This is a genomic window from Paenibacillus abyssi (assembly GCF_014640295.1).
GTDB lineage: Bacteria > Bacillota > Bacilli > Paenibacillales > Paenibacillaceae > Paenibacillus_D > Paenibacillus_D abyssi.
Genome location: NZ_BMGR01000008.1, coordinates 1 through 25,038 on the forward strand (window position 1 = coordinate 1; position 25,038 = coordinate 25,038).

20 protein-coding genes and 11 tRNA genes are annotated in these 25,038 nt (G+C 48.8%); 27 read left to right on the forward strand and 4 right to left on the reverse strand.

The annotated features are described in order from the left end of the window. Positions 1-99 precede the first annotated feature (99 nt). From IEW11_RS12690 to IEW11_RS12725, 8 genes are all read left to right on the forward strand, one after another. Positions 100-175, forward strand: a tRNA-Asn gene (locus tag IEW11_RS12690). 3 nt (positions 176-178) lie between these two features. Next, a tRNA-Thr gene (locus tag IEW11_RS12695) sits at positions 179-254 on the forward strand. Positions 255-262: 8 nt separating this feature from the next. Then, positions 263-337: transfer RNA gene (locus IEW11_RS12700), tRNA-Glu, on the forward strand. Between the two features lie 61 nt (positions 338-398). Continuing rightward, a tRNA-Val gene (locus IEW11_RS12705) sits at positions 399-474 on the forward strand. A 6-nt stretch (positions 475-480) separates the two neighbouring features. Further along, positions 481-555, forward strand: a tRNA-Gln gene (locus IEW11_RS12710). Between the two features lie 9 nt (positions 556-564). Continuing rightward, positions 565-640 (forward strand) — tRNA-Lys (locus IEW11_RS12715). A gap of 14 nt (positions 641-654) precedes the next feature. Next, a tRNA-Leu gene (locus IEW11_RS12720) sits at positions 655-737 on the forward strand. Positions 738-830: 93 nt separating this feature from the next. Then, on the forward strand, positions 831-2,024 hold the full coding sequence (locus IEW11_RS12725; RefSeq protein ID WP_188531443.1) for an ROK family transcriptional regulator: 1,194 nt from the start codon (positions 831-833) through the stop codon (positions 2,022-2,024). Between the two features lie 39 nt (positions 2,025-2,063). On the opposite strand, the gene nagA is transcribed toward IEW11_RS12725, so the two are convergent. Then, on the reverse strand, positions 2,064-3,248 hold the full coding sequence (gene nagA, locus IEW11_RS12730; protein ID WP_188531444.1) for an N-acetylglucosamine-6-phosphate deacetylase: 1,185 nt from the start codon (positions 3,246-3,248) through the stop codon (positions 2,064-2,066). Next, a complete protein-coding gene (locus tag IEW11_RS12735) occupies positions 3,245-4,027 on the reverse strand; it encodes a glucosamine-6-phosphate deaminase (protein WP_188531445.1) in 783 nt (260 codons plus the stop codon). Before IEW11_RS12735 ends, nagA begins: the two co-directional genes overlap by 4 nt. 69 nt (positions 4,028-4,096) lie before the next feature. Between IEW11_RS12735 and IEW11_RS25145 the strand changes: the two genes are divergently transcribed. Further along, positions 4,097-4,219 carry a hypothetical protein gene (locus IEW11_RS25145; protein ID WP_268237389.1) on the forward strand — a complete coding sequence of 41 codons (123 nt, stop codon included), beginning with the start codon at positions 4,097-4,099 and terminating at the stop codon, positions 4,217-4,219. Between the two features lie 93 nt (positions 4,220-4,312). Here IEW11_RS25145 and IEW11_RS12740 read toward each other — a convergent pair whose 3' ends face one another. After that, a complete protein-coding gene (locus tag IEW11_RS12740) occupies positions 4,313-6,064 on the reverse strand; it encodes an alpha-glycosidase (protein ID WP_188531446.1) in 1,752 nt (583 codons plus the stop codon). Between the two features lie 280 nt (positions 6,065-6,344). Here IEW11_RS12740 and IEW11_RS12745 point away from each other — a divergent pair, with 280 nt between their 5' ends. From IEW11_RS12745 to IEW11_RS12815, 15 genes are all read left to right on the forward strand, one after another. Next, the gene (locus tag IEW11_RS12745) at positions 6,345-7,208 is read left to right on the forward strand and encodes an ABC transporter ATP-binding protein (protein WP_188531447.1); all 864 of its coding nucleotides are present in this window, start codon (positions 6,345-6,347) and stop codon (positions 7,206-7,208) included. Positions 7,209-7,406: 198 nt separating this feature from the next. Further along, positions 7,407-7,481 (forward strand) — tRNA-Gly (locus IEW11_RS12750). A gap of 10 nt (positions 7,482-7,491) precedes the next feature. Then, a tRNA-Arg gene (locus IEW11_RS12755) sits at positions 7,492-7,568 on the forward strand. Between the two features lie 32 nt (positions 7,569-7,600). After that, positions 7,601-7,677 (forward strand) — tRNA-Pro (locus IEW11_RS12760). Between the two features lie 7 nt (positions 7,678-7,684). After that, a tRNA-Gly gene (locus IEW11_RS12765) sits at positions 7,685-7,758 on the forward strand. A 147-nt stretch (positions 7,759-7,905) separates the two neighbouring features. Next, complete coding sequence (gene ppc / locus IEW11_RS12770; protein ID WP_188531448.1) at positions 7,906-10,713, forward strand: phosphoenolpyruvate carboxylase; 2,808 nt, start codon at positions 7,906-7,908, stop codon at positions 10,711-10,713. A gap of 117 nt (positions 10,714-10,830) precedes the next feature. After that, the gene (sigW, locus tag IEW11_RS12775; protein ID WP_188531449.1) at positions 10,831-11,397 is read left to right on the forward strand and encodes an RNA polymerase sigma factor SigW; all 567 of its coding nucleotides are present in this window, start codon (positions 10,831-10,833) and stop codon (positions 11,395-11,397) included. A 123-nt stretch (positions 11,398-11,520) separates the two neighbouring features. After that, entirely contained in the window at positions 11,521-12,168 is a 648-nt protein-coding gene (locus tag IEW11_RS12780) for a zf-HC2 domain-containing protein (protein ID WP_188531450.1), read from the forward strand. 140 nt (positions 12,169-12,308) lie between these two features. Then, positions 12,309-13,142 (forward strand): diadenylate cyclase CdaA, encoded by an 834-nt coding sequence (gene cdaA, locus IEW11_RS12785; RefSeq protein WP_188531451.1) that lies wholly within the window; start codon positions 12,309-12,311, stop codon positions 13,140-13,142. Next, positions 13,135-14,601 carry a CdaR family protein gene (locus IEW11_RS12790; RefSeq protein WP_188531452.1) on the forward strand — a complete coding sequence of 489 codons (1,467 nt, stop codon included), beginning with the start codon at positions 13,135-13,137 and terminating at the stop codon, positions 14,599-14,601. The genes cdaA and IEW11_RS12790 overlap by 8 nt, the downstream gene beginning before the upstream one ends. Before the next feature lie 39 nt (positions 14,602-14,640). Continuing rightward, complete coding sequence (glmM, locus tag IEW11_RS12795) at positions 14,641-15,981, forward strand: phosphoglucosamine mutase (RefSeq protein ID WP_188531453.1); 1,341 nt, start codon at positions 14,641-14,643, stop codon at positions 15,979-15,981. A 646-nt stretch (positions 15,982-16,627) separates the two neighbouring features. Further along, a complete protein-coding gene (gene glmS / locus IEW11_RS12800) occupies positions 16,628-18,460 on the forward strand; it encodes a glutamine--fructose-6-phosphate transaminase (isomerizing) (RefSeq protein ID WP_188531454.1) in 1,833 nt (610 codons plus the stop codon). 417 nt (positions 18,461-18,877) lie between these two features. Further along, complete coding sequence (locus IEW11_RS12805; protein ID WP_188531455.1) at positions 18,878-20,158, forward strand: hypothetical protein; 1,281 nt, start codon at positions 18,878-18,880, stop codon at positions 20,156-20,158. Further along, positions 20,121-21,374 (forward strand): SIR2 family protein, encoded by a 1,254-nt coding sequence (locus IEW11_RS12810; protein ID WP_188531456.1) that lies wholly within the window; start codon positions 20,121-20,123, stop codon positions 21,372-21,374. The genes IEW11_RS12805 and IEW11_RS12810 overlap by 38 nt, the downstream gene beginning before the upstream one ends. Before the next feature lie 348 nt (positions 21,375-21,722). Next, positions 21,723-22,715, forward strand: a complete 993-nt coding sequence (locus tag IEW11_RS12815) for a toll/interleukin-1 receptor domain-containing protein (RefSeq protein ID WP_188531457.1) — start codon at positions 21,723-21,725, stop codon at positions 22,713-22,715. A 54-nt stretch (positions 22,716-22,769) separates the two neighbouring features. Here IEW11_RS12815 and IEW11_RS12820 read toward each other — a convergent pair whose 3' ends face one another. Continuing rightward, the gene (locus tag IEW11_RS12820) at positions 22,770-23,201 is read right to left on the reverse strand and encodes a DUF3908 family protein (protein WP_188531458.1); all 432 of its coding nucleotides are present in this window, start codon (positions 23,199-23,201) and stop codon (positions 22,770-22,772) included. A 144-nt stretch (positions 23,202-23,345) separates the two neighbouring features. Between IEW11_RS12820 and IEW11_RS12825 the strand changes: the two genes are divergently transcribed. The 3 genes from IEW11_RS12825 to IEW11_RS12835 all read left to right on the forward strand — a co-directional run bounded on the left by IEW11_RS12825 (position 23,346) and on the right by IEW11_RS12835 (position 24,991). Next, on the forward strand, positions 23,346-23,633 hold the full coding sequence (locus IEW11_RS12825; protein WP_188531459.1) for a hypothetical protein: 288 nt from the start codon (positions 23,346-23,348) through the stop codon (positions 23,631-23,633). A 400-nt stretch (positions 23,634-24,033) separates the two neighbouring features. Continuing rightward, entirely contained in the window at positions 24,034-24,264 is a 231-nt protein-coding gene (locus IEW11_RS12830; protein ID WP_188531460.1) for a hypothetical protein, read from the forward strand. Between the two features lie 319 nt (positions 24,265-24,583). Beyond that, positions 24,584-24,991: an HIT family protein gene (locus IEW11_RS12835; protein ID WP_188531461.1), complete on the forward strand. Its 408-nt coding sequence runs from the start codon at positions 24,584-24,586 to the stop codon at positions 24,989-24,991. Positions 24,992-25,038: the final 47 nt, after the last annotated feature.

Consider the following 25,038-nt stretch of genomic DNA (forward strand, 5'->3'; position numbering starts at 1 on the left):
GGCTTATCCTAAACAACAGCAAGACAGCTAAGGTAATTCATCACTTTCGCATCCGGTTTTCAGGGCGCAATGCTCTGGGTAAAGAGTGATTAGACACGTTCCCTGATAGCTCAGTTGGTAGAGCACTCGACTGTTAATCGAGTTGTCACAGGTTCGAGTCCTGTTCGGGGAGCCATTTGCTCTCATAGCTCAGTAGGTAGAGTGCATCCATGGTAAGGATGAGGTCACCGGTTCGATCCCGGTTGAGAGCTCCATTTACTATGGCCCGTTGGTCAAGGGGTTAAGACACCTCCCTTTCACGGAGGTAACAGGGGTTCGAATCCCCTACGGGTCACCATTTTCTTTTTATTGAGACCGATTTGTATTGATGATTATCGTGCTTACGTTACGATGCGCTTGGACGCTTAGCTCAGCTGGGAGAGCATCTGCCTTACAAGCAGAGGGTCGGCGGTTCGATCCCGTCAGCGTCCACCATACTATTGGGGATTAGCCAAGCGGTAAGGCAACGGACTTTGACTCCGTCATCCCTAGGTTCGAATCCTAGATCCCCAGCCATTTTATCTAGAGCCATTAGCTCAGTTGGTAGAGCACCTGACTTTTAATCAGGGTGTCGTAGGTTCGAGTCCTACATGGCTCACCATGTTTTACAATCGTGCGCGTATGGCGGAATTGGCAGACGCACCAGACTTAGGATCTGGCGGGCGACCGTGGGGGTTCAAGTCCCTCTACGCGCACCAATACATAAGTTAAACCCTCAGGAGCCCAAACTCCTGGGGGTTCTTTTGTAATTATACGAGATGTTGCATTTGCAAGATGAGGGGGAATTGGGGATGAAACATTCCCGCGGCAGAGGTCCGACTTTAGCGAAGGATATTAACCGCAGGTTAGTATATAGTACAATGAAGCGGCGTAGAAGCTCGTCGAGAGCTGAACTCGCTGTGGCCCTCGGCTTGAACAAAAATACAGTCAATTCGATTGTCGATGAATTAATCACTGCAGGTTATATACGGGAAACGGGATTGCAGGAGCAGCAAGGCGCAGGACGCAGGGCAGTCGGGATTGAATTCGCTGCTTCCAGGCGTCAGGTTATCGGAATTCAGGTCGTTTCGGATCGAATATACGCTGTCGTATCGGATCTCTATGCCACTCCGTTAGAAACCTACACTACTTCACTGCCCAGTATGGATCCAGCGACTGTAATCGACGTGGTATCAAAGCTTATTACTCAAGCGGCAGAGAAATGGAGAATAGAAGATCTCATTGGTGCAGGCATCGGCGTACCGGCGGTGCTGGATCAATCCAATGCGGCAGTCATGGGTTCCAGTCATCTTGGGTGGGGGCCAGTCCCATTAAAGCAGCTGCTTCAGGAGCGGACTATTTTGCCTGTTACCCTTGGGAATGCGGTCAAGCTCGCTACGCTTGGTGAGTTATGGCATGGAATTGGCAAAGATATTGAACATTTTGCGTACTGCTCTTTTGGAACTGGCGTAGGTTGTGGTTTTATCGTGGGCGGACAGCTTGTTCGGGGGGATTCGGGGGTAGCCGGTGAATTAGGCCATATCGTGATCGATGCTGGGGGACCTCGCTGTTCTTGTGGAAATAGAGGCTGCTTGGAAGCCGTTGTTGGTCTGCCTGCAATCTATGCGAGACTAGAGAAGCAAACAGGAATTGAGCAGAAGCACATGAACGTAAACTGGCTTGCAGACATGGCGGCGGCCGGTGACCAGGCTGTGATTCATGAAATGCAGGCAATCGGAGCTGTGATCGGGCAAGCATTGGCTCATCTTGTGAATATCCTGAATCCGAAATATCTCATTTGTGATGGACCGCTAATGTTAGCCAGCGAGGTATTGCTCCCGCTGATCAGGACAGAAATGCATGCGAAGGCACTCTCTTACACGGCAGATCATGTTGAGCTGGTTCGCTCGTCGTTATACCCGTTCACAGGAGCAATTGGAGCCGCTTCAGCGGTTATCGCGGAGTTTGAACGTCATTCCGACCCATTGGAGCCGATACGATTCTGAACTGCTGCTCACTGCTGAGGCCGGATACGGGATGTTTATTTATAGCTGAAGATGGCCTTTTTTGTAGACCTGTTGAATTTGCAGACTGTTTTTCTCCTGTGTAAACACCACGAGATCCGCCTCAGCGCCTGCTTCAATTCTCCCCAGCTTCTCCAGCCCAAGAAGACTTGCCGGCCTCTCAGAGGCCATCTGCCACGCTTCAGCAATCGTACAAAGGCCGCTATTGACCAGATGATGGATACCGGCCCGCAATAATTGCGCCGATCCGGCCAGCAAATTCGGATTGGAAGCCAGGTGAAGCTTTCCTTCCGGGGTCAATACAACCTTACCGCCGATATGTGTCTCGTAGCATCCCGGCTGAAGCCCGGACAAATAGACGGCATCACTGACAAGAACAATCCGATCGTGTTTTGCCCGGAGAAATACTTTTAATACCGATTCGGGAAGATGGAAACCGTCTGCGATAATGCTGGCGGTCAGCTCATCGGATGCAAGCTGTTCCCAAATGTAATTCGGATGGCGCGGAAGCGTGAGATGTGCGCCGTTGCCAAGATGTGTGCTCATCCTTGCCCCGGCGGCAACGGCCGCGCGGATTTGCTGCGGAGACGCGGATGTATGGCCGATCGAAACCATCACGTCGTTATCAACACACTTAGAGATGAATTCGGGTGCATCATCCCACTCCGGAGAGAGGGTAATAATCTTGATTCGTCCGTCTGCCGATTCTTGCCACCTTTGGAATAGTTCCCAGTCAGGCTTTTGTACATACTGCGCATCATGCGCTCCGCGCGCACCGTCCGCTTTGGATAAAAAGGGTCCCTCTAGATGGAGGCCGGGGATGCTGGCGTTTACCATTCGGTCCGAGCGGCAAGCTTCCGCAATGATGGCAGTCATTTTTCTTATATTCTCATCGCTGTTTGTAATGATTGTTGGGAAAAAGGAGGTCACGCCCTGCTTCCACAATCTTGCCGTAACCTCAGTAACGTCTTGTGCAGATAACGATGCGGTATTGAAATCGATGCCCGCATATCCGTTAATCTGCAGGTCGATCAGACCCGGGCCGATCCAGGGAAGGTCATCCCGCCCATCCTCCTGCAGCAGCTCTAAACGGCTGATCGTTCCATCTTGCAAAGTAATACGGTATGGTCTAGCGTCATGGATGAGTCGTCCTTCTAAGGTGACCTGCTTGTGTGTTGTTTCTATCCTTGCCCGTTCATTGATCATATAACAGCATCCCCGTATGAATCGGTGTCGGTATATAGGGTGCAGCTCGGATGAAGACGCAATATGGTGGACGGGCACGCAGTTGAGATCGCATCGTTCAATGTCTGCAGGACCGCTTCCCGCTTCGTTGTCCCTGGCACCATACAGTACAAATGAGCTCCTGCAGTTAAAGCCGGGATCGTGAGTGTCAGTGCATGGGTGGGCACCTCTTCAAGACGGTCAAAACATTTGTCGTTCACCTGCTGCTGACGGCAGGCATGCTCGAGCTCAACGGGCTTCACCACAGCAGTATCGTTAAAATCGGCAACCGGCGGATCATTGAATGCGAGATGGCCATTTTCGCCGATGCCAAGACAGACGATATCGATCGGGGCTTCTGTTATTAGCCGGCTGTAACGTTCACATTCGGTCTCGATTGGAGCCGTTCCGTCTATGAGATGCACCTCCCCGGGTTCTACGCGGCTGAACAAACGGTCGGTTAGAAATTTGCCGAAGCTTTGCGGGGCGTTAAGAGGCAGCCCGATATACTCATCCATGTGAAAAGCGGTTACTCTGGACCAATCAATGCCCTCGCTGTTTGCGAGCGTATCCAGAAATTCGTTCTGGGAGGGCGCTGCCGCGAATATCATGCGAATGGACGGTTTCACCTGCAGCAGTTTTTTTATTTGTGAGGCTGCCGCTTCTCCGGCAGTCTTTCCTAAGGTTTGACGGTCTTTAAATACCAGTACGCGAAGCTGGTCCACGGTTTTATCCACAATAAGCGAATTGGCTTCATTCATCGAAAACACTCCTCTGCTTCTAATTAATATAAATATTATACTAATTACTATGAAGTACAATTCTCTTTCTTGCAAGCGAAAAATGTAGAGCTCCGCACGGTGACCGGTGAAGAGGCCAAGAAAGCCGTGGATGTCATTTTGGCGATTTATCATTCTGCGCGTGAAGGAAAGGAAATCATCATGGGGCACTGACAATCCTGAACGCTGAACGAATACAAATGATATCCGACAGAACAGGAAGGACTATCCAAAGCGCTGAAATGACCTGGATAGTCCTTTTTAATTTTACGCTTGTGTTGCCTGTAAAATCATATAACCGTATGCCGGCAGCTCGGCATTCAACTGCCCTTTATCCGCACGAACCGACTGTCCGGTTACGATATTGTGCCAGCAGGAACCCGATACAACGGTTTGAGAGGTCACCGCCCGCTCCGAGTTGTTCATCACAATGACAAAGCGGTCCTGGGCGTCCCGGCGCTCGTAGGCCAATACATAATCGTTGTGCTGATCCTGCAGAAATTTCAGTCCTCCCGTACGAAGCGCCGCGTGTGAATTGCGCAGCTGGATCATACCCTTGAAGAAGGACAGCAGGTCCTGGTCCTGCTTGGCTTCATCCCACTCCATACACCTTCGGTTATAAGGGTCATACTCGCCGTCCAGTCCGATTTCATCGCCATAATAGATACATGGCGTTCCCAGGAAAGTAAGCTGGAATAACGAGGCGAGCTTCATTCGCTCCACCTTGCCTTCGCACAGCGTAAGCAATCGCACGGTGTCATGGCTGCCCAGCAAATTAAACGCCACCTCATTAACTTGCTTCGGATAACTGGCCAGCTGTTTATGGATGGCATTGGCAAATTCCTCGGCACGGGTCTGCCTGCGGGCGAAGAAGGAGAGCAGGATGTTCGTAAACGGATAATTCATGACCGCATCGAATTGATCGCCCTGCAGCCAAACCATCGCATCATGCATGATCTCACCAAGAATATAAGTCTCCGGTTTAATCGCTTTTACTGTACGGCGGAACTCTCTCCAGAATTGATGATCCACCTCATTGGCGACATCGAGTCTCCACCCGTCAATGCCAACCTCTTCAATCCAATATTTCGCAACGCCCAGCAGATAGTCCTTGACCTCGGGGTTTTCTGTATTGAGTTTGGGCATAATCGGCTCAAATGCAAACGTATCATACGTGAGGCCGTCTTCCGCTGCGGACAGCGGCCACTCGCGCACGTGAAACCAATCCGCATAAGGAGAAGCCTTGCCGTTATGAAGCACATCCACGAATGGCGGGAACGTATGGCCGCAATGGTTGAATACCGCATCGAGCATGACCCGGATCCCTTTTGTATGACAGGCGTCAACGAGCTGTTTCAAGGTTTCATTTGTGCCAAAATGAGGATCGACCTTCAGGTAATCCTTCGTATCGTATTTGTGGTTTTTTGTCGCTTCAAACACAGGGGTGAAGTAGATCGCATTGATACCAAGCTCGGTCAGATAATCCAGATGGTCGATGACACCTTGCAGATCGCCGCCGAAGAAATTGTCCGGGCTTGGTGTGCCGCCCCATGGCAGCACATCTTCCGGATCATTGGATGGATCGCCGTTGGCGAAACGTTCCGGAAAAATTTGATAAAATACCGCATCCTTCACCCAAGCCGGGGGTGAGATGACGTCTGCAGGATTAAGAAAAGGAAAATCAAAAAGGCCTTCATAGATGACCTCCGGCGGATGATCAAAAAAACCTTTTTCCAGCATGTAGGCCGTCTTGCTCTCATTATGTAAAGCGAAATAATAAACCAGCCTGCGATAGGCAGGCTGTACCGCCGCTTCCCAATAGTCGAATAGGCCGTCAGAAGCCCATTTTTCCATCGATATGACCTGATGTGTGTTTTCCCAGCCGTATTTGTCCCCGCAGTAAAGATCAACTTTTGTTATGTCCTCTTTTTTGGTGCGTATTCGAATGTGCAGCGTCTTGTGGTCATACGCATAGGACCAATTCTGCTTGATGCGGTGATACACTGCTTCCAGATGCATGGGTTATCAGTCTCCTTTGTGGGCGCATGAACGCAAAAAAGGCCCAACCTCTACGTGAAGACGAGGTTGAACCTTGAAAGGTTACAGTGCCTTTAAATTTTTATCATCATATCACGGCTTGGAGCGGTTATCAACCAATGATTGGATAAGATATATAGCTGTAGAGGATTGACAAAACATATTGAGAACCCTTATCATTATTTGTGCAAGTAATAATCATTATCAATGATAACCGGCTGCAGTGTGATGCGGCTGACTTTCTGAGGAGCGTGTTTTTACGATGATTCGTTTGACGACAACTCACTTAAATATTGCTTACGAGAAAAGGCTGATAGTGGATGATTTGAATATCGGAATTCCTCAAGGCAAGATAACGGCGCTTGTCGGCTCGAACGGCTCAGGTAAATCTACGATCCTGAAAACATTAGCTAGAATTATGACGCCTGTAAGCGGCAGCGTATTGTTGGATGGCAAATCCATTCATAAGCAATCGACCAAAGAGGTTGCAAAACAGCTGGCGATACTGCCGCAGAATCCAACTTCTCCGGACGGGTTAACCGTAGCGGAATTGGTATCCTATGGAAGATTCCCGTATCAGAAGGGCTTTGGCTCACTCAGCAAAGAGGACCGCCGCGTTGTGCATTGGGCGCTCGAAGCGACAGGTATGATCGAATTTGCAGAGCGGCCGGTGGATCAGCTGTCAGGCGGCCAACGCCAGAGGGCTTGGATTGCCATGACTTTAGCGCAGGAAACAGATATTTTATTTTTGGACGAACCAACGACATTTCTCGATATGGCGCATCAGCTGGAAGTGCTGCAGCTGCTACATGCTTTGAATGAGAAAGAAGGAAGAACGATTGTGATGGTCGTTCATGACTTGAATCATGCATCCCGTTATGCTGACCACATGATCGCGATCAAGAACGGACGTGTAGCAGGCGAGGGTTCCCCGGCAGAGGTTATGACGCCGGAGGTGCTTCGTGAGGTATTCGGCATCGAGGCGGATGTCGTATTGGATCCGCGTAGCGGCGTTCCGTTATGCTTGCCTTTTGCATTGACAGCGCAGGCCCAGAATGCTCCGGCGGAACGAGTGCTGAAGGATGCCGTAGTGCAGGAGCAAAAACTGGCAGTTGCAATGGCGTAAGCGAATGTTCTAAATATAGCTTGAAACATAGATGAAATGTGTAGTACGCGATCCGACCGGATGGCGTGCTTTTTGCTTGAATTTTACAATGAAATAAGCAGGGGGAAATTATTTTTAAAAAAACATTTGCATTTTATTTAAAAACCTGTTATATTATCAATTGTCGCCTTTGAAGTACGGCGGTGACGCAAGAAACATGCGGAAGTGGCTCAGCGGTAGAGCATCGCCTTGCCAAGGCGAGGGTCGCGGGTTCGATTCCCGTCTTCCGCTCCATAAATTTCTTGTGCCCATAGCTCAGCTGGATAGAGCGTTTGACTACGAATCAAAAGGTCGGGAGTTCGAATCTCTCTGGGCACGCCATGTTCTTCATAAGCAGCTCAATATTGCATCATCGGGACGTAGCTCAGCTTGGTAGAGCACCTGGTTTGGGACCAGGGGGTCGCATGTTCAAATCGTGTCGTCCCGACCACCATGATGCGGGTGTAGTTCAATGGTAGAACTCCAGCCTTCCAAGCTGGTAGCGTGGGTTCGATTCCCATCACCCGCTCCATAATGAATATTAACAAGAAGCCTTGGCAACAGGGCTTCTTTTCAGTTTAACGTGCTTGATCGAAAGGGCTTCAACCCTGTATCATTTTGTAGTATGATGTAGAAAGTGAAAAAGCGTCTGTGAGTGATGCAAAACAGGAGGAACGTTATGTCGGAACTTAATGCAGCATCAGCAACGGCGAACCGGTCGCAACCCAGCAATTTACTGCGCCGTGACGTACGGTTTTTGGGCAATATATTGGGAGAGGTTCTTGTCCATCAGAGCGGTGATGAACTGCTTGAAATCGTTGAGAAGATCAGAGAGATGAGCAAAACGCTGCGGGCGGAATATTTGCCTGAGCTTTATGAAGAGTTCAAGAAAGTGATTGTGTCGCTTAGCCCGGAGAACCGCCACCAAGTGATTCGGGCATTCGCGATCTATTTCCAGCTTGTGAATATCGCTGAACAGAACCATCGTGTGCGCCGCAAGCGCGATTATGAGCGCTCTGCTGGTGAAGCGGTGCAGCCGGGCTCAATCGAGAGCGCCGTGCAGGATTTGAAGGAACGGAATATTCCGGTTGAGGTCGTAAGAGAAATGCTGAGCGATATTTCGCTCGAGCTGGTTATGACTGCACATCCGACGGAAGCAACGCGCAGAGCTGTGATGGACATCCACAAACGGATGGCTGAGGATGTCATGGAGCTGGACAATCCTACGCTCACATACCGTGAGCGCGAGAAGCTGCGTGAAAAGCTGTTGAATGAAGTACTTACCTTATGGCAGACAGATGAGCTGCGCGATCGTAAACCTAAGGTTATCGATGAAGTGCGCAATGGCCTGTACTATTTCGACGAGACATTGTTTGAAGTGCTCCCTGAGGTGTACGAAGAGCTGGAGCGCTGTTTGGATAAATATTATCCGGAACAATCCTGGCATGTGCCGACATATCTGAGATTCGGTTCTTGGATCGGGGGAGACCGTGACGGCAACCCTTCCGTAACGGCAAAGGTTACATGGGAAACGTTGACGCTGCATCGCCAGCTTGTGCTTGAGAAATACGAAGAGATGCTGAAGGAGCTTATGAACTTGCTCAGCTTCAGCGCGAATATCGTGGACGTGACGGAAGAGCTTAGCGAATCGATCCGGAGCGACCGCCAGGATATCGGGTCTGTGAAGTGCATCGAGCTGTGGCGCAATGAGAAAGAGCCTTATCGAATCAAGCTGTCTTACATGCTTGAGAAGCTGAACAATACCCGGGATGAGTCATTAAAGGGGACTTCGAAGCGGTATAACAGTCCGGATGAGCTGAAGCTGGATCTGCAGATTATTGATCGCAGCCTGCGCCATCACTATGCCGATTATGTTGCAGATACTCACATCCGCAAGATGATCCGTCAAGTTGAGCTGTTCGGCTTCCATCTTTCTGCGCTGGACATTCGTCAGCATAGTAAAGAGCATGAGAATGCGATGACGGAGATTTTGGCGAAGATGTCGATCGTCGAGGATTACGCATCTCTGTCCGAACAGGACAAGATTGAATTGCTGCATAAATTGCTGAAGGATCCGCGTCCGCTAACTTCGAGCCACTTGTCTTACTCGGAAGGCACGCGGGAATGCTTGGACGTCTATCAGACGGTCTATCGGGCGCAGCAGGAGTTCGGACCGAACTGTATTTCCAGCTATCTGATCAGTATGACGCAAGGCGCCAGTGATATGCTTGAAGTCATGGTGTTCGCGAAGGAAGTCGGCTTGTTCCGCCAGGAGGCGGACGGTTCCGTGATCTGTACGCTGCAATCCGTGCCGTTATTCGAAACGATTGATGACCTGCATGCGGCGCCAAGCATTATGTCCAGCCTGTTCGAGCTTCCGATCTACCGGGCAGCTGTTGAGGCGATGGGCGATCTTCAAGAAATTATGCTTGGTTATTCCGACAGCAATAAAGATGGCGGCGTTGTGACGGCCAACTGGGAGCTGCGCGTTGCATTGAAAGACATAACAGCCGCAGCAAAAACATACAATGTCAAATTGAAGTTCTTCCATGGCCGGGGCGGAGCGCTTGGCCGGGGCGGTATGCCGCTTAACCGCAGTATTCTTGCTCAGCCGCCGCACACCATCGGAGGCGGCATTAAGATAACGGAGCAAGGCGAAGTATTGTCTTCCCGGTATTCGATGCAAGGCATTGCTTACCGCAGCTTGGAGCAAGCGACTTGGGCACTCATCACTGCGGCCAGATTTGCGAAATTCCCGAGCCAGGAGCCGGAAGCAGAGGCGCAGTGGGATCGCATTGCCAAAGGGATCTCTGAGACGGCACAGAAGAAATACCAGGACTTGATCTTCCGCGACCCGGATTTCCTGACCTTCTTCAAAGAATCCACGCCGCTTACGGAAATCGGCGAACTGAATATCGGATCCCGTCCATCCAAGCGGAAGAACAGTGACCGCTTCGAGGATCTGCGGGCGATTCCATGGGTGTTCGCATGGACGCAAAGCCGCTATCTGCTGCCGGCCTGGTATGCAGCGGGCACAGCAATGCGCAGCTATGTGGACGGCAGCGAAGAGCGGATGGAGACATTGAAGCAAATGTATGCCGGCTTCCCATTCTTCCGTTCGTTGATCGATAATCTGCAAATGGCGCTTGCCAAAGCGGACCTGCAAATCGCCAAAGAATACGCGGCGATGGTCAAGGATGATACGATCCGGACACGTATTTTTGGACAAATCGAGGAAGAGTACACCCTCACGTCCAGCATGATATTGCAGATTACCGGACAGAATGAGATTCTCGACAATGTACCGGTTATTCAGGAATCGATCCGGCTGCGCAATCCATATGTGGATCCGCTCAGCTATATGCAGGTTCAGCTCTTATCGGAGCTTCGTGAGCTGCGGGCGCAGGATGGGGACGATACCGAGCTGCTGCGGGAAGTGCTGTTAACGATTAACGGCATTGCGGCAGGACTGCGGAATACCGGCTAATAATAGGCAACACATCAAGTTGGGGCTGGGCCGGAGCAGCTATAAGGCTGCTCCAGGGTCCGGCCGTTTTTGTTGAAACATGCTCCGGCCAAACCGGCACGTTTGGAGGAATCATTCGTGATATCTATAGAAGCGCGCTTGGCGCGCATGGCCCTGAGAGGCGATCAAGAGGCGTTTGCGGAAATCGTCGGCCTTTATCAGGAAAAGCTGTATCATATGGCCTACCGGATGCTTAGCAACCGGCAGGAGGCGGAGGATGTGGTACAGGACACCTTTCTTCGCGTCTACAACAATCTTGACCGGTACGATGAAACGATGAAATTTTCAACATGGATATACCGGATCGCGACCAATCTGTGTATTGACCGGCTTCGCAAGCGAAAGCCCAGCTATTCGCTGGATGCGGAATCGAGTGATCATGAAGGGCTGGATGGTTATTCGATGATCCCAAGCGATGACCGGACACCAGAGAGTGAGACGCTCCTCTCCGAGACACAGCGGATTATCCATCAAGCGATGGACACGCTGCCGGCCAAATATAAATCGGTCATGGTACTGCGCTACTTACAGGAATTATCGCTCCAAGAAATCGGGGATGTGCTGGGTATGCCCGTCACAACAGTGAAGACGCGTGTGCACCGCGGACGCGAATTTCTCCGCAAAAAGCTGGAGCGGGTTCTTTAATTGTACGATCGCAAGTTTTTAAATAATGGATACATAAAAAAATGAAACATCTCTTGTTCTGCCACGTATCGTATAAAAGAAACGAAAGCATGCTTGAGCAATTTGCAGAAAGGATTGGCTGCCATGGAATGCAAAGTCGCCATCTTATGGATGCATGAGTATTTGGACGACGATCTGCCCCGGGACGATGTTATTCAACTGAAAGAACATTTGCTTTCTTGCCCGGAATGTAGGATGCGGTTTGAACAGTTAAAGCGGACAGAAGCGTTCGCGCAAGCAGCGATAACCGAACGAATCACGATTCCGGTTGCTGCTAGTGCGGGAAGATCCGCAGTAAGTTCCGCTTCCCTGACGAACCGGATTATGCAGAAGCTGCCTCAGCAGCGGCGGAAGCAAGGATGGATGCGCTTCGTTCGCAACCACCCTGCGGTAACGGTGGCTGCTGTTTTTGTGTTCGTTATGATGACAAGCTTCTTAGCGATGTGGGGCCAGAGTTCAGAGCTGATCGTCAGCGGTTCGGACCTGCAGCATGTTGTCATTGATGGCGATACGGTTATCGTGCCTGCAGGCGTTCAAGTCAATGGTGATTTGACCGTCGAGAACGGTAGGGCAGATATACGTGGTGAAGTGCAGGGCAATCTCACAGTGATTGACGGCTCGCTCCAGTTGGCATCGACGGCCAAGATTGTAGGCGAGAACCGAGAGATCAATCAAGCGCTGGATTGGCTTTGGTTTAAAGTAACGAAAACAGTCAGCGGCCTGGCCTATTAACGATAACAGCCTCCCTGGTGACAGGGAGTTTTTTTTCTTGAAATAGAGGATTTAGAAGACAACTTATAGAAAAGAATAAAGTTAGTGGAATAAAAACACAAAATTTAGAGAGCCTGTGAAGGGTCGATGGGGGTTGGCGCATGAATTATTTTGCCGATTTGACCTGGAATCAATGGATTAAAGATCTGATCGATGTAACGATCGTAAGTTATATTATTTATAAGCTGTTCTTATTGGTCCGCGGGACGCGTGCGGTTCAATTATTGAAGGGTATTTTCGTCCTCGTGGCCACTTGGGCGATCAGTACCTGGTTTAACCTCTATACGTTAAAGTGGTTAATGAATCAAATGTTTACATTTGGGGTCATCACGGTGCTCATATTATTTCAGCCTGAGCTAAGGCGCGCGCTCGAGCAGTTGGGCCGGGGGAAGCTGTTTGGCCGCTCTAACCCGGTGGAACGTGATATCCATGATCGTATTGATGAGCTTATTAAAGCTGTTAATCATTTATCCCGTAAAAAAATCGGCGCATTAATTGTATTCGAGCGGGAAACCGGACTGAATGATTACATAGAATCCGGCATTCATATGGAATCGCGTGTAAGCTCTGAACTGCTGATCAATATCTTTATTCCGAATACGCCGCTTCATGATGGCGCCGTTATTATTCGGGGCAATCAGATCATGGCGGCGGGATGTTATTTGCCGTTATCGGAGAATCCGTTTATCAGCAAGGAGCTGGGTACGCGCCATCGTGCCGCGATCGGAATCAGCGAGGTCTGCGATGCCGTATCGATCGTTGTATCGGAAGAAACGGGACAAGTTTCACTTGCGCTTGGCGGCATGGTTGTGCGGGATATTAACGAGGAATCCCTGATTTCCAAGCTGTTTGATGAGCTGACGCCAAAATCAACAGCCGAGAAAGCGAAGGCGAGGGTTTCGTTCTGGAAGCGGAGGGGGGATCAGAATGGATAAATGGCTGAATCACCCCACGATTTTAAAAGTCATTTCAGTTGTGCTGGCACTGCTTCTTTGGGCGGTCGTTCATTTTGATCCGGAAGCGCCGGCCACGATTACATCTACGGTGGATACCAAAGAATTCGAAGCGCTGCAGGTAAGGGCGGTCGGATATGACGAGACGCTGCATGATTTGCGATTGCTCGAGCCAAGCGTTGTGCGTATTATGGTGCGAGGAAGCCGTTCAGATCTGCTGTCCGCTTCCCAGGATGAATATAAAGTGTCCGTTGATTTGACCGATATTCCCGATGGCGAGCATATACTGCCGTTAAAGGTAGAGCTGCCGAACCGCATCCAGTTGGTTGAGCTGTCCCCTGCCAGGGTAACTGTTATATTGGAGCCGATGAGAACCAAAGAGTTCGATGTCAGCATCAATACAATCGGCAAGCCGGCCAACGATTATAAAGTCGGAGCGCCGATCGTAAAGCCGAACAGCCGTGCGTTTGTCACGCTGCCGGAGGATCTGATGGATCAGGTCGGACGGGTCGGTGCTGTTATTGATGTGGAGAATGAAGAGAATACAGTGAATGAGAAGCGGGTCAAGCTTATGGCGTATGATAAGGCAGGCCAGGAAATGCCGGATGCCGTTGTGGATCCGGAGACCGTTGAGGTAGAAGTGCCGATTACAAAGCCGTTCAAACATCTGCCGCTGCGAATCGGTCTTGCAGGAAAACTGCCGAACGGCCTCAGTTTGGTAGCTGTCCGCAGTGAAACGGAGAACGTAACGGCATATGGACCGCAGGTTGAACTGGATAAATATGATCATTTTGATAATGTTTCCGTTAATTTGTCTTCCATTAGAGGGTCGGGTACCGTATCCGTTGATTTGAAGCCGATGGATGGGCTGGCTTCAGTGAATCCGAGCAAGATCGATGTTGATATCGAGGTCGCTCCATCGGAGACACGTACGCTGCCGCAGATTCCGATTGCGGTGACGGGGCTGTCGGGTGGATTGGATGCGAGATTTTTGACGCCGGAAGCCGGAAGGCTGGACATCCAGGTAAGGGGAGCGCCAAGTCTGCTCGCAGAGCTCGTAGCAAGGGATATTCAAGTGATGGTGGATGTGAACGGCCTGGCGCCCGGGGAGCATGAAGTGCCGATCGAGGTGCAGCTGCCAAGGTTTATCGAGATTGGTTCGAATAACGAGCTCACAGCCAGAGTGCAGATTATCGACAGCAATGAGACCTCCATTCAGCAGCCGGAGCAGGAGCCGGAGCCGGGAGCTATGTCAGAAGATGTGCCTGAGGAATCTGTACAAAACACGCCTTCGACTTCGGCCGATGCGTCGGATGCTCCGGCAGGAGAATCTTCAGGGAATGCCGAGGCTGACACAAGTCCTCCAACAGTGAACAACAATGCCTCCAATAAAGTGGAGGAGCAGCCGCCCGAACCAATGGATGGCAATGATAGGACATAATGAAAGTAAACAACTTGGACTTAAAGGAGAATAAATCGAATGGGTAAGTACTTCGGAACCGATGGCGTTCGTGGTGTGGCCAATCGGGAGTTAACGCCGGAATTAGCATATAAAATCGGCCGCTGCGGCGGTTATGTATTAGCAGGGCAGGTAGAGAAGCCAAAGGTAATCATCGGTCTGGATACGCGTATTTCCGGCCCGATGCTGGAGGCTGCGCTGATCGCCGGCCTGCTGTCCATCGGAGCAAGCGTAGTGAGGCTTGGTGTGGTGTCTACGCCGGCAGTCGCTTATTTGACTCGCAAGCTTGGAGCGGATGCAGGGGTAATGATCTCGGCCTCCCACAATCCTGTAGAGGATAACGGGATTAAGTTTTTTGGAGGGGACGGGTTCAAGCTCTCTGATGAGACGGAGATGGAGATCGAACGTTTGATGGATGCGGAGCAGGATGAGCTTCCTCGTCCGGAAGGCGGCGGCATCGGTACCGTAACCGTGCTTGAGGATGCCAAAGCAATGTACGTGGATTTCTTGATGACAACGGTAAAGAACCGGTTCTCAGGTTTGAAAATTGTACTCGATTGCGCGCATGGCGCCGCTTATGAGCTGGCACCGGCAGTTTTCCGCGAACTTGGAGCGGAAGTCATCACGATTGGTGCGGAGCCTAACGGGCTTAACATTAACGACGGGGTGGGCTCCACGCATCCGGAGTATTTGCGCGAACAGGTTCTGGCTCATGGAGCCGATCTGGGACTGTCCTTTGATGGAGACGCGGATCGGTTGATCGCTGTGGATGATGCAGGCGAAGAGGTTGACGGGGATTTCATACTGTGCATTTGCGGGGATGCGATGAAGCGGGCAGGCACACTGCATGCAGATACGGTTGTGACAACGGTGATGAGCAATATCGGCTTCTTCAAAGCGGCACAGCATCTGGGTCTTCATACAGCCCAAACTGCGGTAGGCGACCGTTATGTTATGGAGGAAATGCGCCGCGGCGGTTATAATCTGGGCGGTGAGCAATCCGGCCATGTCATTTTTCTCGATTATAATACAACAGGCGACGGTATCCTGACAGCACTTCAACTGGTGGATACGCTGGTGGCTTCCGGACAGAAGCTGAGCGAAGTGAAACAGCTGATGCGCAAATTCCCGCAGGTGCTTGTGAATGTCAGAGTAGCGGACAAGAGCATGTACAAGGACAATGCCGCCATTGCGAAAGCGGTAGCTGAAGTAGAGCAGGAGCTTGGCGACAACGGACGAGTGCTGGTGCGTCCTTCGGGAACGGAATCGTTGATCCGCGTAATGGCTGAAGGCCCGGACAAGGATGTCGTTGAGGGATATGTGACTCGCATTGTAGATGTGGTCAAAGCAGAGCTTGGGTAATGAATACAAGAGACTCTAATCATCGAGTCTCATTGTTTCATTCATGAAAGCGCGGGAGACGGTGCTGTCCGCCGATGGATGGCGGCAGCCGTTTCACCGCTAATGGATTTCCCGGGAGTAAAGATAGAGTCTTTTACCGATTAGCAGCTCATCAACTGTTTCACACTCTGAACTTGCTGGGTAACGATATGAGGAAGCATGAAAACGCCTTGAAAAACTTGGTGTTGCAAGCTGCTGTGAAAATGAATATGATAGGTAGTATGATTCTGGAATGGAAGGGCAGGATAGAGGTTACTTAGCATCACAAGCGCCAGAGCTAGCATGGATCGCCACGGAGAGATGAAGGGATCCGGCAAGCTGACGAGGTGGAGGTGTTCGGAATGTTCGGCGGGGACCTCCCGGTTAGGATTCAAACCGTAAGCCGAAACGCAAAAAGACCAGGGCGACCGGTCCGACAAGAGTTCGGCAGAATCAGCTATTTTTTAATATATTCCTGAATGTCTGCGATGCCGATGTCATATCGGTACGGGCATGAGGATTTTTCGTACAAGAACACGTTCGGGAAAACCAAATACAGCCTAAACCGCATGATGGATGGCATCCGTGGAACGGGGAAAAAATATACCGTACGGAGGTCTGTTTAATTATGTGTGGAATTGTAGGATATATCGGAAAACGCGATTCGAAGGATATTTTGATTGAAGGTTTAAAAAAGCTGGAATACCGCGGTTATGATTCGGCGGGAATTGCCGTTTTCACTGGAAATGGGCTGGAGATCCGCAAGTCGAAGGGCCGCCTGGCTGTTCTCGAGGAGAAGCTGCAAGGGGAGCCGATTTGCGGTTCGGTCGGGATCGGACATACACGCTGGGCAACACATGGCAAGCCGTCTGACGTGAATTCACATCCACATACGGATAATTCATCCAAGTTCTCGGTTGTACACAACGGGATTATTGAGAACTATTTGGAGCTGCGTGAGGAATTGAGCATTGCCGGCCATAAGTTTGTATCGGAGACCGATACGGAAGTCATCTCGCACCTGATTGCATCGGTGTACGAGGGAGACATTGTCAAAGCCGTACAACAAGCCGTGAAGCGGATGCGTGGCGCATTTGCACTGGGCGTATTGACTGAGTATGAACCGGACAGATTAGTTGCTGTCCGCTATGCGAGCCCGCTCGTTATCGGTATTGGTGAAGGCGAGAATTTCATCGGCTCCGATATCCCGGCTATTCTTGAGCATACTCGCGATGTTTACATTTTGAATGACGGCGAAATGGCTATATTGACAGCTGATCATGTCGAATTGCTGACGATTAGCGGCGAGAATATTTCCAAGGAAATATTCCATGTCGATTGGGATCTGATTACTGCGGAAAAAGCGGGTTTCGACCACTTTATGTTGAAAGAAATTCACGAGCAGCCGAAGGCTTACCGCGATACAATGATGGGCCGTATTTCCGAAGACGGCAAGTCGATCACGCTTAAGGAAATCGGCATGACCGCAGAGCAAATCCGCGGAATTCAAAAGGTTCATATCGTTGCTTGCGGTACGGCTTATCATGCAGGCTTGGTAGGAAAAACAATTATTGAGCAGTTGGCACGTATTCCGGTAGAAACGGATGTGGCTTCGGAATATCGTTACCGCAATCCGATCATCACGGAGGATACGCTCGTTATCGTCGTCAGCCAATCCGGTGAAACCGCGGATACGCTTGCCGCTCTTCGTGAAGCGAAGCGCAATGGCGCCCGTGTCATGGCGATCACGAATGTAGTGGGAAGCTCCGTTGCCCGTGAAGCCGATGATGTCATCACAACCTGGGCTGGCCCGGAGATTGCGGTCGCATCGACGAAAGCTTATACTTCGCAGCTGATCGCATTTTACCTTGTAGGCTTATACTTCGCCCAGACGCTGGGGACGCGTGACGAGCAGTATATTGGTGAAGTGACAACTGCGCTGCTGCAGCTGCCAGAGCAAGTAGAAGCTTTGCTGGAGCAAGCGCCTGTACTGAAGTTAATCGCTGATTCGATCGTGAAGCACAACAGCTTGTTCTTCATCGGACGCGGCTTGGACTTCGCGGTTGCACAGGAGGGCTCGTTGAAGCTGAAGGAGATCTCCTATATTCACTCCGAAGCGTATGCCGCTGGAGAATTGAAGCACGGTACGCTTGCGTTGGTCGAGGACGGTACACCGGTAATCGCGCTGGTTACGCAAGAAGAACTTGCTGAGAAGACGCTTAGCAACATTAAAGAAGTCAAAGCGCGCGGCGCTCACGTACTCGGCGTAACGAACCACAGCAACCACGAGGAAGTGGCCAAGTCGGTAGACGAGGTATTCTCGATCCCGAACACGCTGGCACTGTTGACGCCGGCATTGTCCGTCGTTCCGCTTCAGCTGTTATCCTACTACGCTTCATTAGCACTTGGTCATGACGTGGATAAACCGCGGAATTTGGCGAAGAGCGTTACGGTGGAGTGAGTTTGGAAATTAAATTTTTTCATCTGTAATCGTTAAATAATAGTGGGAAGCGTTAAATAATAATGGGAAGCGTTAAATAAAAGCGGGAAGTGTGAAATAAAAGTGGGAAGTACAAAGCAGGAAAACACTACCGTATGGTATTTCAATCGCTTCGGCCCGTCGATTATCTCGATGGGTTTTTTTTATTGCTCAAACTAGTTATCCACAATTCTTGCAAACTTATTATCCACAATCTGTGTATAAACACGCTTACTAAAATACTGAAATATGATATTATAGAAATAACAGTATAAGACAGAATTCGAGTGAGAGAAGGCAGTATTACAACGCGTGACGTTGCTCCCCGATCAACCATATAGGAACAGCAAATGCCGTTTGTCAGGGTTCAAAAAACTATGCTAACGCGGAGGCGAATGTGTGAGAGTTGAATCGATATACGCATTTAACGGGGCCAGATTTACAGATCATGCTCATTTTGAAGAGTTCAAGGTCACGGTAATAGCTCGGCTTGGATACATCGACCTGTCCGCAAAGAGTTTCTCGGAGTTCTATGAAAACTACGCGGAGAGCAAAGGCTCGACCGCCGCATTGAATGAAATCCTTTTCGAGAACATCATGTATGGCCGCCTGACAAATGTATTTATTCATAAGATCGAAACCCCGTCTACTCTTGGCATTGATATTTTCAAAAAGCAAGCGGAGAAAATCATTGAGAGTTTTAAAGGTAATGTGTCAACAACCGCGCAGGCGTATATGAAGTCCGCTGAGAAGTTTTACTTGATGGACGTTCTGAATGTCACCACGATGGGAGCGAATTTCATCGCTGGTTTCGATTACAAACAGTCAGGTAACCATGTGACCAACGTACGGTTCCTAGTCGGTAGAACCGTGATGCTAAAAAGAAAAAAAACGTCCTATCCTGGGTATCTGCTCGCAGCGGTTGAACTGGATTTTGAGCGACGTATATGCATCGTCATGACCAAGCACACTTCTGACGTGGAGATAGACGATGGTGACGAATCAATCAAAAGTCCGAGTGGATATCGCAATTTCATCTTGGACAAGTTTGTAAGCCCCTTTTCAATCAAGATTGGGAAAAATGTCAAGAAAGATAGAGAAGGCATGTTCGCTTTCTGTTATTCACTTTACGAAAAACTGATCAGTGACGTTCGTGAAGTTGTGCGATCCTCGGCGCAGCAAGATATTGATGCGACTACACGCAAGTTGGAGAAGGCGCTGAAGCGGCTTGGCAGTAAGCCGTCAAGGGACCAAATCGGCGACCTGTCCAAGAATATTCATAATCTGCTGCTTGGCATTCATATTGAAAATAACATCCCAGATGAAGTGATGGCACAGAAAGCGGCCGACGCAGGGCTTATCGGATATCCCACCAATATCGATTATCAAAACAACCGTATGAACCGAAGTTCAACGGGCACAGGGCAAAAAGGAAAGCCAATATGCAAGACCGAGAACTTGTACAGTTTACTAACCGACTTCGAGAAGGCGCAAAAGCTGAATAAGTGGAACCTCTCATGGTTTCGAGACCCGAATAATCCAGATGTAGATAAAATGGAACAAACAAGGATCGAATCAATGACCGATTGTTTGTACTTGCGCTTCAAAGGAAAAAAACATCTGGGCAAGGAGTTAATTCAGCATGTCGTTGGAAACCTTGATCAACACCGCGGCTACTAATCTAGGCATCGACGAAGCGGCGGCGCTGGAGAAAATTAATACCGTTGTGGAGATCGGTGGTTTTTCGGCCTTCAGCAAAGATCTTCTCTCAAATGAGTTTGCCGAAGGTGAAATCGATGCGCTGCTCGTCATGATTCGGGAGGCGGGCGGACTTCAATCGCATTATCATTACTACTGTTTAGAAGAAAGCTGGGATGGCACGGTATCCAATTTGGACGAACAATGCGAGCATTGCGAATGGAATATCGGTGAAGCCGAACACCACGAGATTGAGGAAATGTTCGTGCTGAAGCGCGATTTCATTGAATCCGTACGCGCGCATGTTCTCCGAGGGGAAGAGAAGCGGTATTTAAATACGAACTTTCCAAAGCACTTAGACATGCTCGCGGCCGAGATTACGGACGTGATTCCGTTTATCGGCTCGGGTGTTTCCACGCCGCTTGGATTGCCGAGTTGGAAAGGGCTTCTTGAAATCATGAACGACGGCTCTTTCTCTGACAAAGCAATCGAGGAAAGGTTTAATGACCTGATTCAAGAAGGTGATCTTCTCGCCGCATTTGACTATTTGGTCGCTGAGTCATACGAATTTGCTTCTTATGACCAAATTAAAGAAAGAATCGTTGAAATTATTAAAGAGCGGCGGAAGAGAGAGACCCGCGTTGACGATCACAACTATGCCGATCTTGCTAAGTTGAACAGTAGATTTTATATTACGACCAATTACGATCTTCTGATGAGCGAGTTTTTATCCGAAGAAAGCGGCGTATACACGGCACCCGTTTGCCTCACTGAAATTGAAAGCATCAGAAAATTGATGAAGGGCGTAAACCAGGTCATACATCTTCACGGACATATCAACAAAATGGACACCATGATTGTTTCAAATAAGGATTACGAAAAGCTGTACGACGATCAAAAGCTCCTGATCACCTTCAGTTCGATTATGAACAACAATCCACTTCTGTTTATCGGGTTTTCATTTGCCGATAAGTTTTTCGTGGATCTGTACGAGAGAATGATTTCGCTCGTGAAGTCTCGGCATTATATTATTTTGCCAAACGCCGACCTGGAGACGGTGAGAAGGTTCAACGAGAAGAACATCAAGGTGATCAGTCTGAATGTCAAACTTGACGAGGGCGGCTGGACTGATTCGGAAGATTACGTGAAGGCTATTCGAGTGTTGATCCGCTATTTAACCAAGATTTACTTATGTTAAGAAATGGCGCGGTTTAAGCATATGATCATCAAAGTGAAAAAAGGATTCGGCATGCGATGTCCGCCACCGTTTTCATATTGCTTCGATTGCCGATGACCAAGCCTTTATAGAGGAAGCAAAGGCGCTTCTCCAGTCTCATGACCCACGGGCGTTCGCGTTTGCTTGAAATGGCTGGACCGCGGGAGTGGGATCATTACTATTTTATTGCGAAGAGGAGCAGCCGCAAAAAACCAGGTAATCTTGGTTTGATTAATGAAGAAGGGTATTCGGAGTGGTGTCCATCTAACGTTCATCAAGCGGACAAGCGATAAACTTTGAAACCAAGTAAACAGATCAGGAGGAGTGGTCGTGGAGCACGAGCCAATACCCGCATTTATCAGTTATAGCTGGGATAGCCCGCAGCATCAGCAATGGGTGCTTGATCTTGCGAACAAGCTAAGAAAGAACGGCGTGGACGCTAAATTGGATATATTCATTACCCAGAGCGGCACAGTTAACCTGAATTCCATGATGGTACAAAACATGATGAGAAACAGCTTCATCATAGTGGTGTTGACCGAAAACTATGCGGATCGAGCCGACAACAATAAAGGCGGTGTCGGCTTTGAAACGGTGCTTTCGCTTTCCACTTTGCAGGAAAATCCAAACAAGCTGATTTTCCTGAACAGGCATAGCGGCAACTTTAAGGCGGCTATACCATTTCATCTTCGCGGGTATTACACAATCGATTTTTCCGATGACAGCAAGTTCGATGAATCGTTCACCGAACTGCTTCATCGGATCTTTGATGTGCCGCTTTACGAAATGGAGCCGATCGGTCCAAAACCAACGCTGACTCCCAGAAAGGCAACTGATCGGATTCCAACGGAAACCGCGGCGAACGATACTTACTTCGAAGAATTGGTGCGACCGCATGTCAGGGAATACACCGACAGGGATAAGATGAGGTTCATAGAAACGAGTTATCAGGACATAAACCAGGAGCTAGATAAACTGTTTGCCGAACTTAAAAAGCAGAATCCAAACTTCGATTATGATCGTCAAAAGATCACCGAGAAGAAAATGGTGTACCATCTGTTCTTGGGCGGGAAGTCTATCACAAATGTTAAGATCTGGTTGGGCAGTTTATTCGGATCTCTGCCGCAAATTAATCTTGCTTTCGGAGCGCGGGATTACGACAACGATAATTCGATGAACGAGGGAATTGCCTTTGTGTTGGACGCCGACAGGCAACCCGCTTTGGAAATGACGTTTAGCATGTTTGGCAATAAAGGACCGCACGATGCCCGAGGGGCCGTGAAGGAGATTTGGGAGTGTCATTTGAAGCACCATTTCAGATGATTCAGACGGGTCTCATATTCATACCCTTAATCCCTCGCAACAGCGAGGGATTATTTACTTTGCGTAGGAGCGGAGCCATTGAAACAGCTCCAGCAGTTTCTCTGCATAATTGTGACTCCAATGATCATTCGTGTCGTTACAACTGTCGAGCTTGATTACGTCACCGTTTGAAAAACAAATGCTGAGTGTTTTATTATGCTGATTATTTCGCGGCGATAGGCTGAGTTCCAATTTTTGAATATCGAGGTATTTCCAAGTCTCCACACTGACGCTGTGATCTTTGACCGAGAAACGCATCACTCCGTTTGATTCGAAAATGTAAACTTCCTCATTAGAGTCTTTTATAAAAAGCCCTTTGGGGTAGAGAATATGTTTTGCATTACTGTCCTGGATTAATTGGCGAAGAACAACAGCGATCTGCCTAAAAGCATAGCTGACGTTATATGCTTCGCCTACGATGCGGTTGATAAAGGTGTTTATATCCACTACATCCGCTCCTCACCTGAGAAAAATAAGTAGGCTTTTTTGTGGATCGTAAATACGTGTGCGTTTTGTACCGCCATGTTAAAAAGGCAAAGATATTGACAATTTACAGCAAGCGGTTATACACAAAAGGTGAGGTGATACGATATGAAAAAAATAACCGACTTTGGTTTTATAAGGCATGAAGCGGACATCGTCTTAATGGGCAGCAAAACTTTTGGGTTTGTCTTTTTGATAAAATCAAAGCGTTCGATAAAGCAATTGCGGGTCTACGTAAGCAGAGAGGACAAAGGCGAAGTAGAGTGGGAGCTTTGCAAGTACATCGGTCCCCATGAAATTCTTGATTGGGCGCCATTAAAGAAGCAGCCTCGTTTGCAAGACCTGCCTGGTTATGCACAAGAGTTGATTCAATCATTAATGAGAAAAACCTCGTAAAATTTAGAATGACGTGTCCATCCGAACATAGACAGAAATGTAAATGTTCCGTTTTCTAAACTTATGTTGCACTGTCCAGTTGCGGCGCGCCGTGCTAGCGCATAGTCTAAGAATATATGAATAGCCTCCGATTCAGTAATGTTGTAGTCGGTAATTACACTTTTGAGAATTGGAAATCCATCAGCTAAATCTTGTAATAAATTCTTGAATTCATGCAACTCGTACGTGATTGCCACCGTCTTTTCCTCCTGTAATATTAGCGTCTACTATATCCCAGCATATCCAATTGCCTGAAAAATGCAAGCAGATTTTCTTCAGAGTCGATAAATGCCTCTTGTTTTTACACAGAACAGTAAAGCGCGATCATCATTGTCCAAAACCAAGAAGGGTGTTGGCGGCAATGACAGTCGCAAACATGCAATGCGAGACCGTAAACGCGGGGGGAGAGACCTGCGAGCATTTGCTGACGGGCAGACAAAATGTCGATTATATTCTGTATGAGGTTAGCAATCTTAAAAGCGTAAGGATGTGCAAGCCGTGCTTTAACCGTAAGCTAACCGAGCTTTTAGGTGAGTCGGCATTTATGGATAGCGAGGCCATCCATTCTGCGTTCGCGGCCCGATTGGCTTAATGCTAGCCATGGACAACAATGAACCGCATGGCTATGCCATGTGGTTTTTATAATTTAAAAAAAGTTGTCGCATCGTGCTCAATGATCAGATAAGATGGGATTAAATAACAGTGTGGAGGCTAGTGAATTGGATCATTCATTGAGTCGTGAAGTCGCCCGCACGGAATGCGGAGTTTACCATGATAAAGGCGAGCCAGCAGTTTGGCTCTCGAACTGCCTTGAAGTAGGAGGCATAAAGCCCACGGATCAATATACCGTTACCTATTAAAAATCGAATAATTATTTGGTGAAAGTAGATTAAGTGGGGGGACAAAAATATATGAAGAGAGATTGTATTTTTTGTAACATAGAACTTGAACCAAAGCAAAAAATCATTTTAAAAAATGAACATTGTTTGTTTTTACAATTGGAAGAAGCTCAAGTCAAAGGAGCTAACCTTGAAGGTGCAGGTTTAATTGTTCCGATACAACACAGAGAAACAGCATTTGACTTAACATCAGAGGAATGGGAATCAACATACTCTTTGCTTCAAGATGTTAAAAAATATTTAGATACAGTGTATAAACCACAGGGGTACAATCTTGGTTGGAACTGCGGAGAAGTTGGCGGGCAACATATATTTCATTCGCATTTTCATGTGATTCCCAGGTATCAAGATGAGCCATTAGCAGGTAAAGGAATTCGATATATGCTTAAGAGTTCAGTGAATGAACGAAAAAGCAACTAAGCTAACGAGGAACGATAGCTCAATAAAGGAACACGATGTGCTGCTGC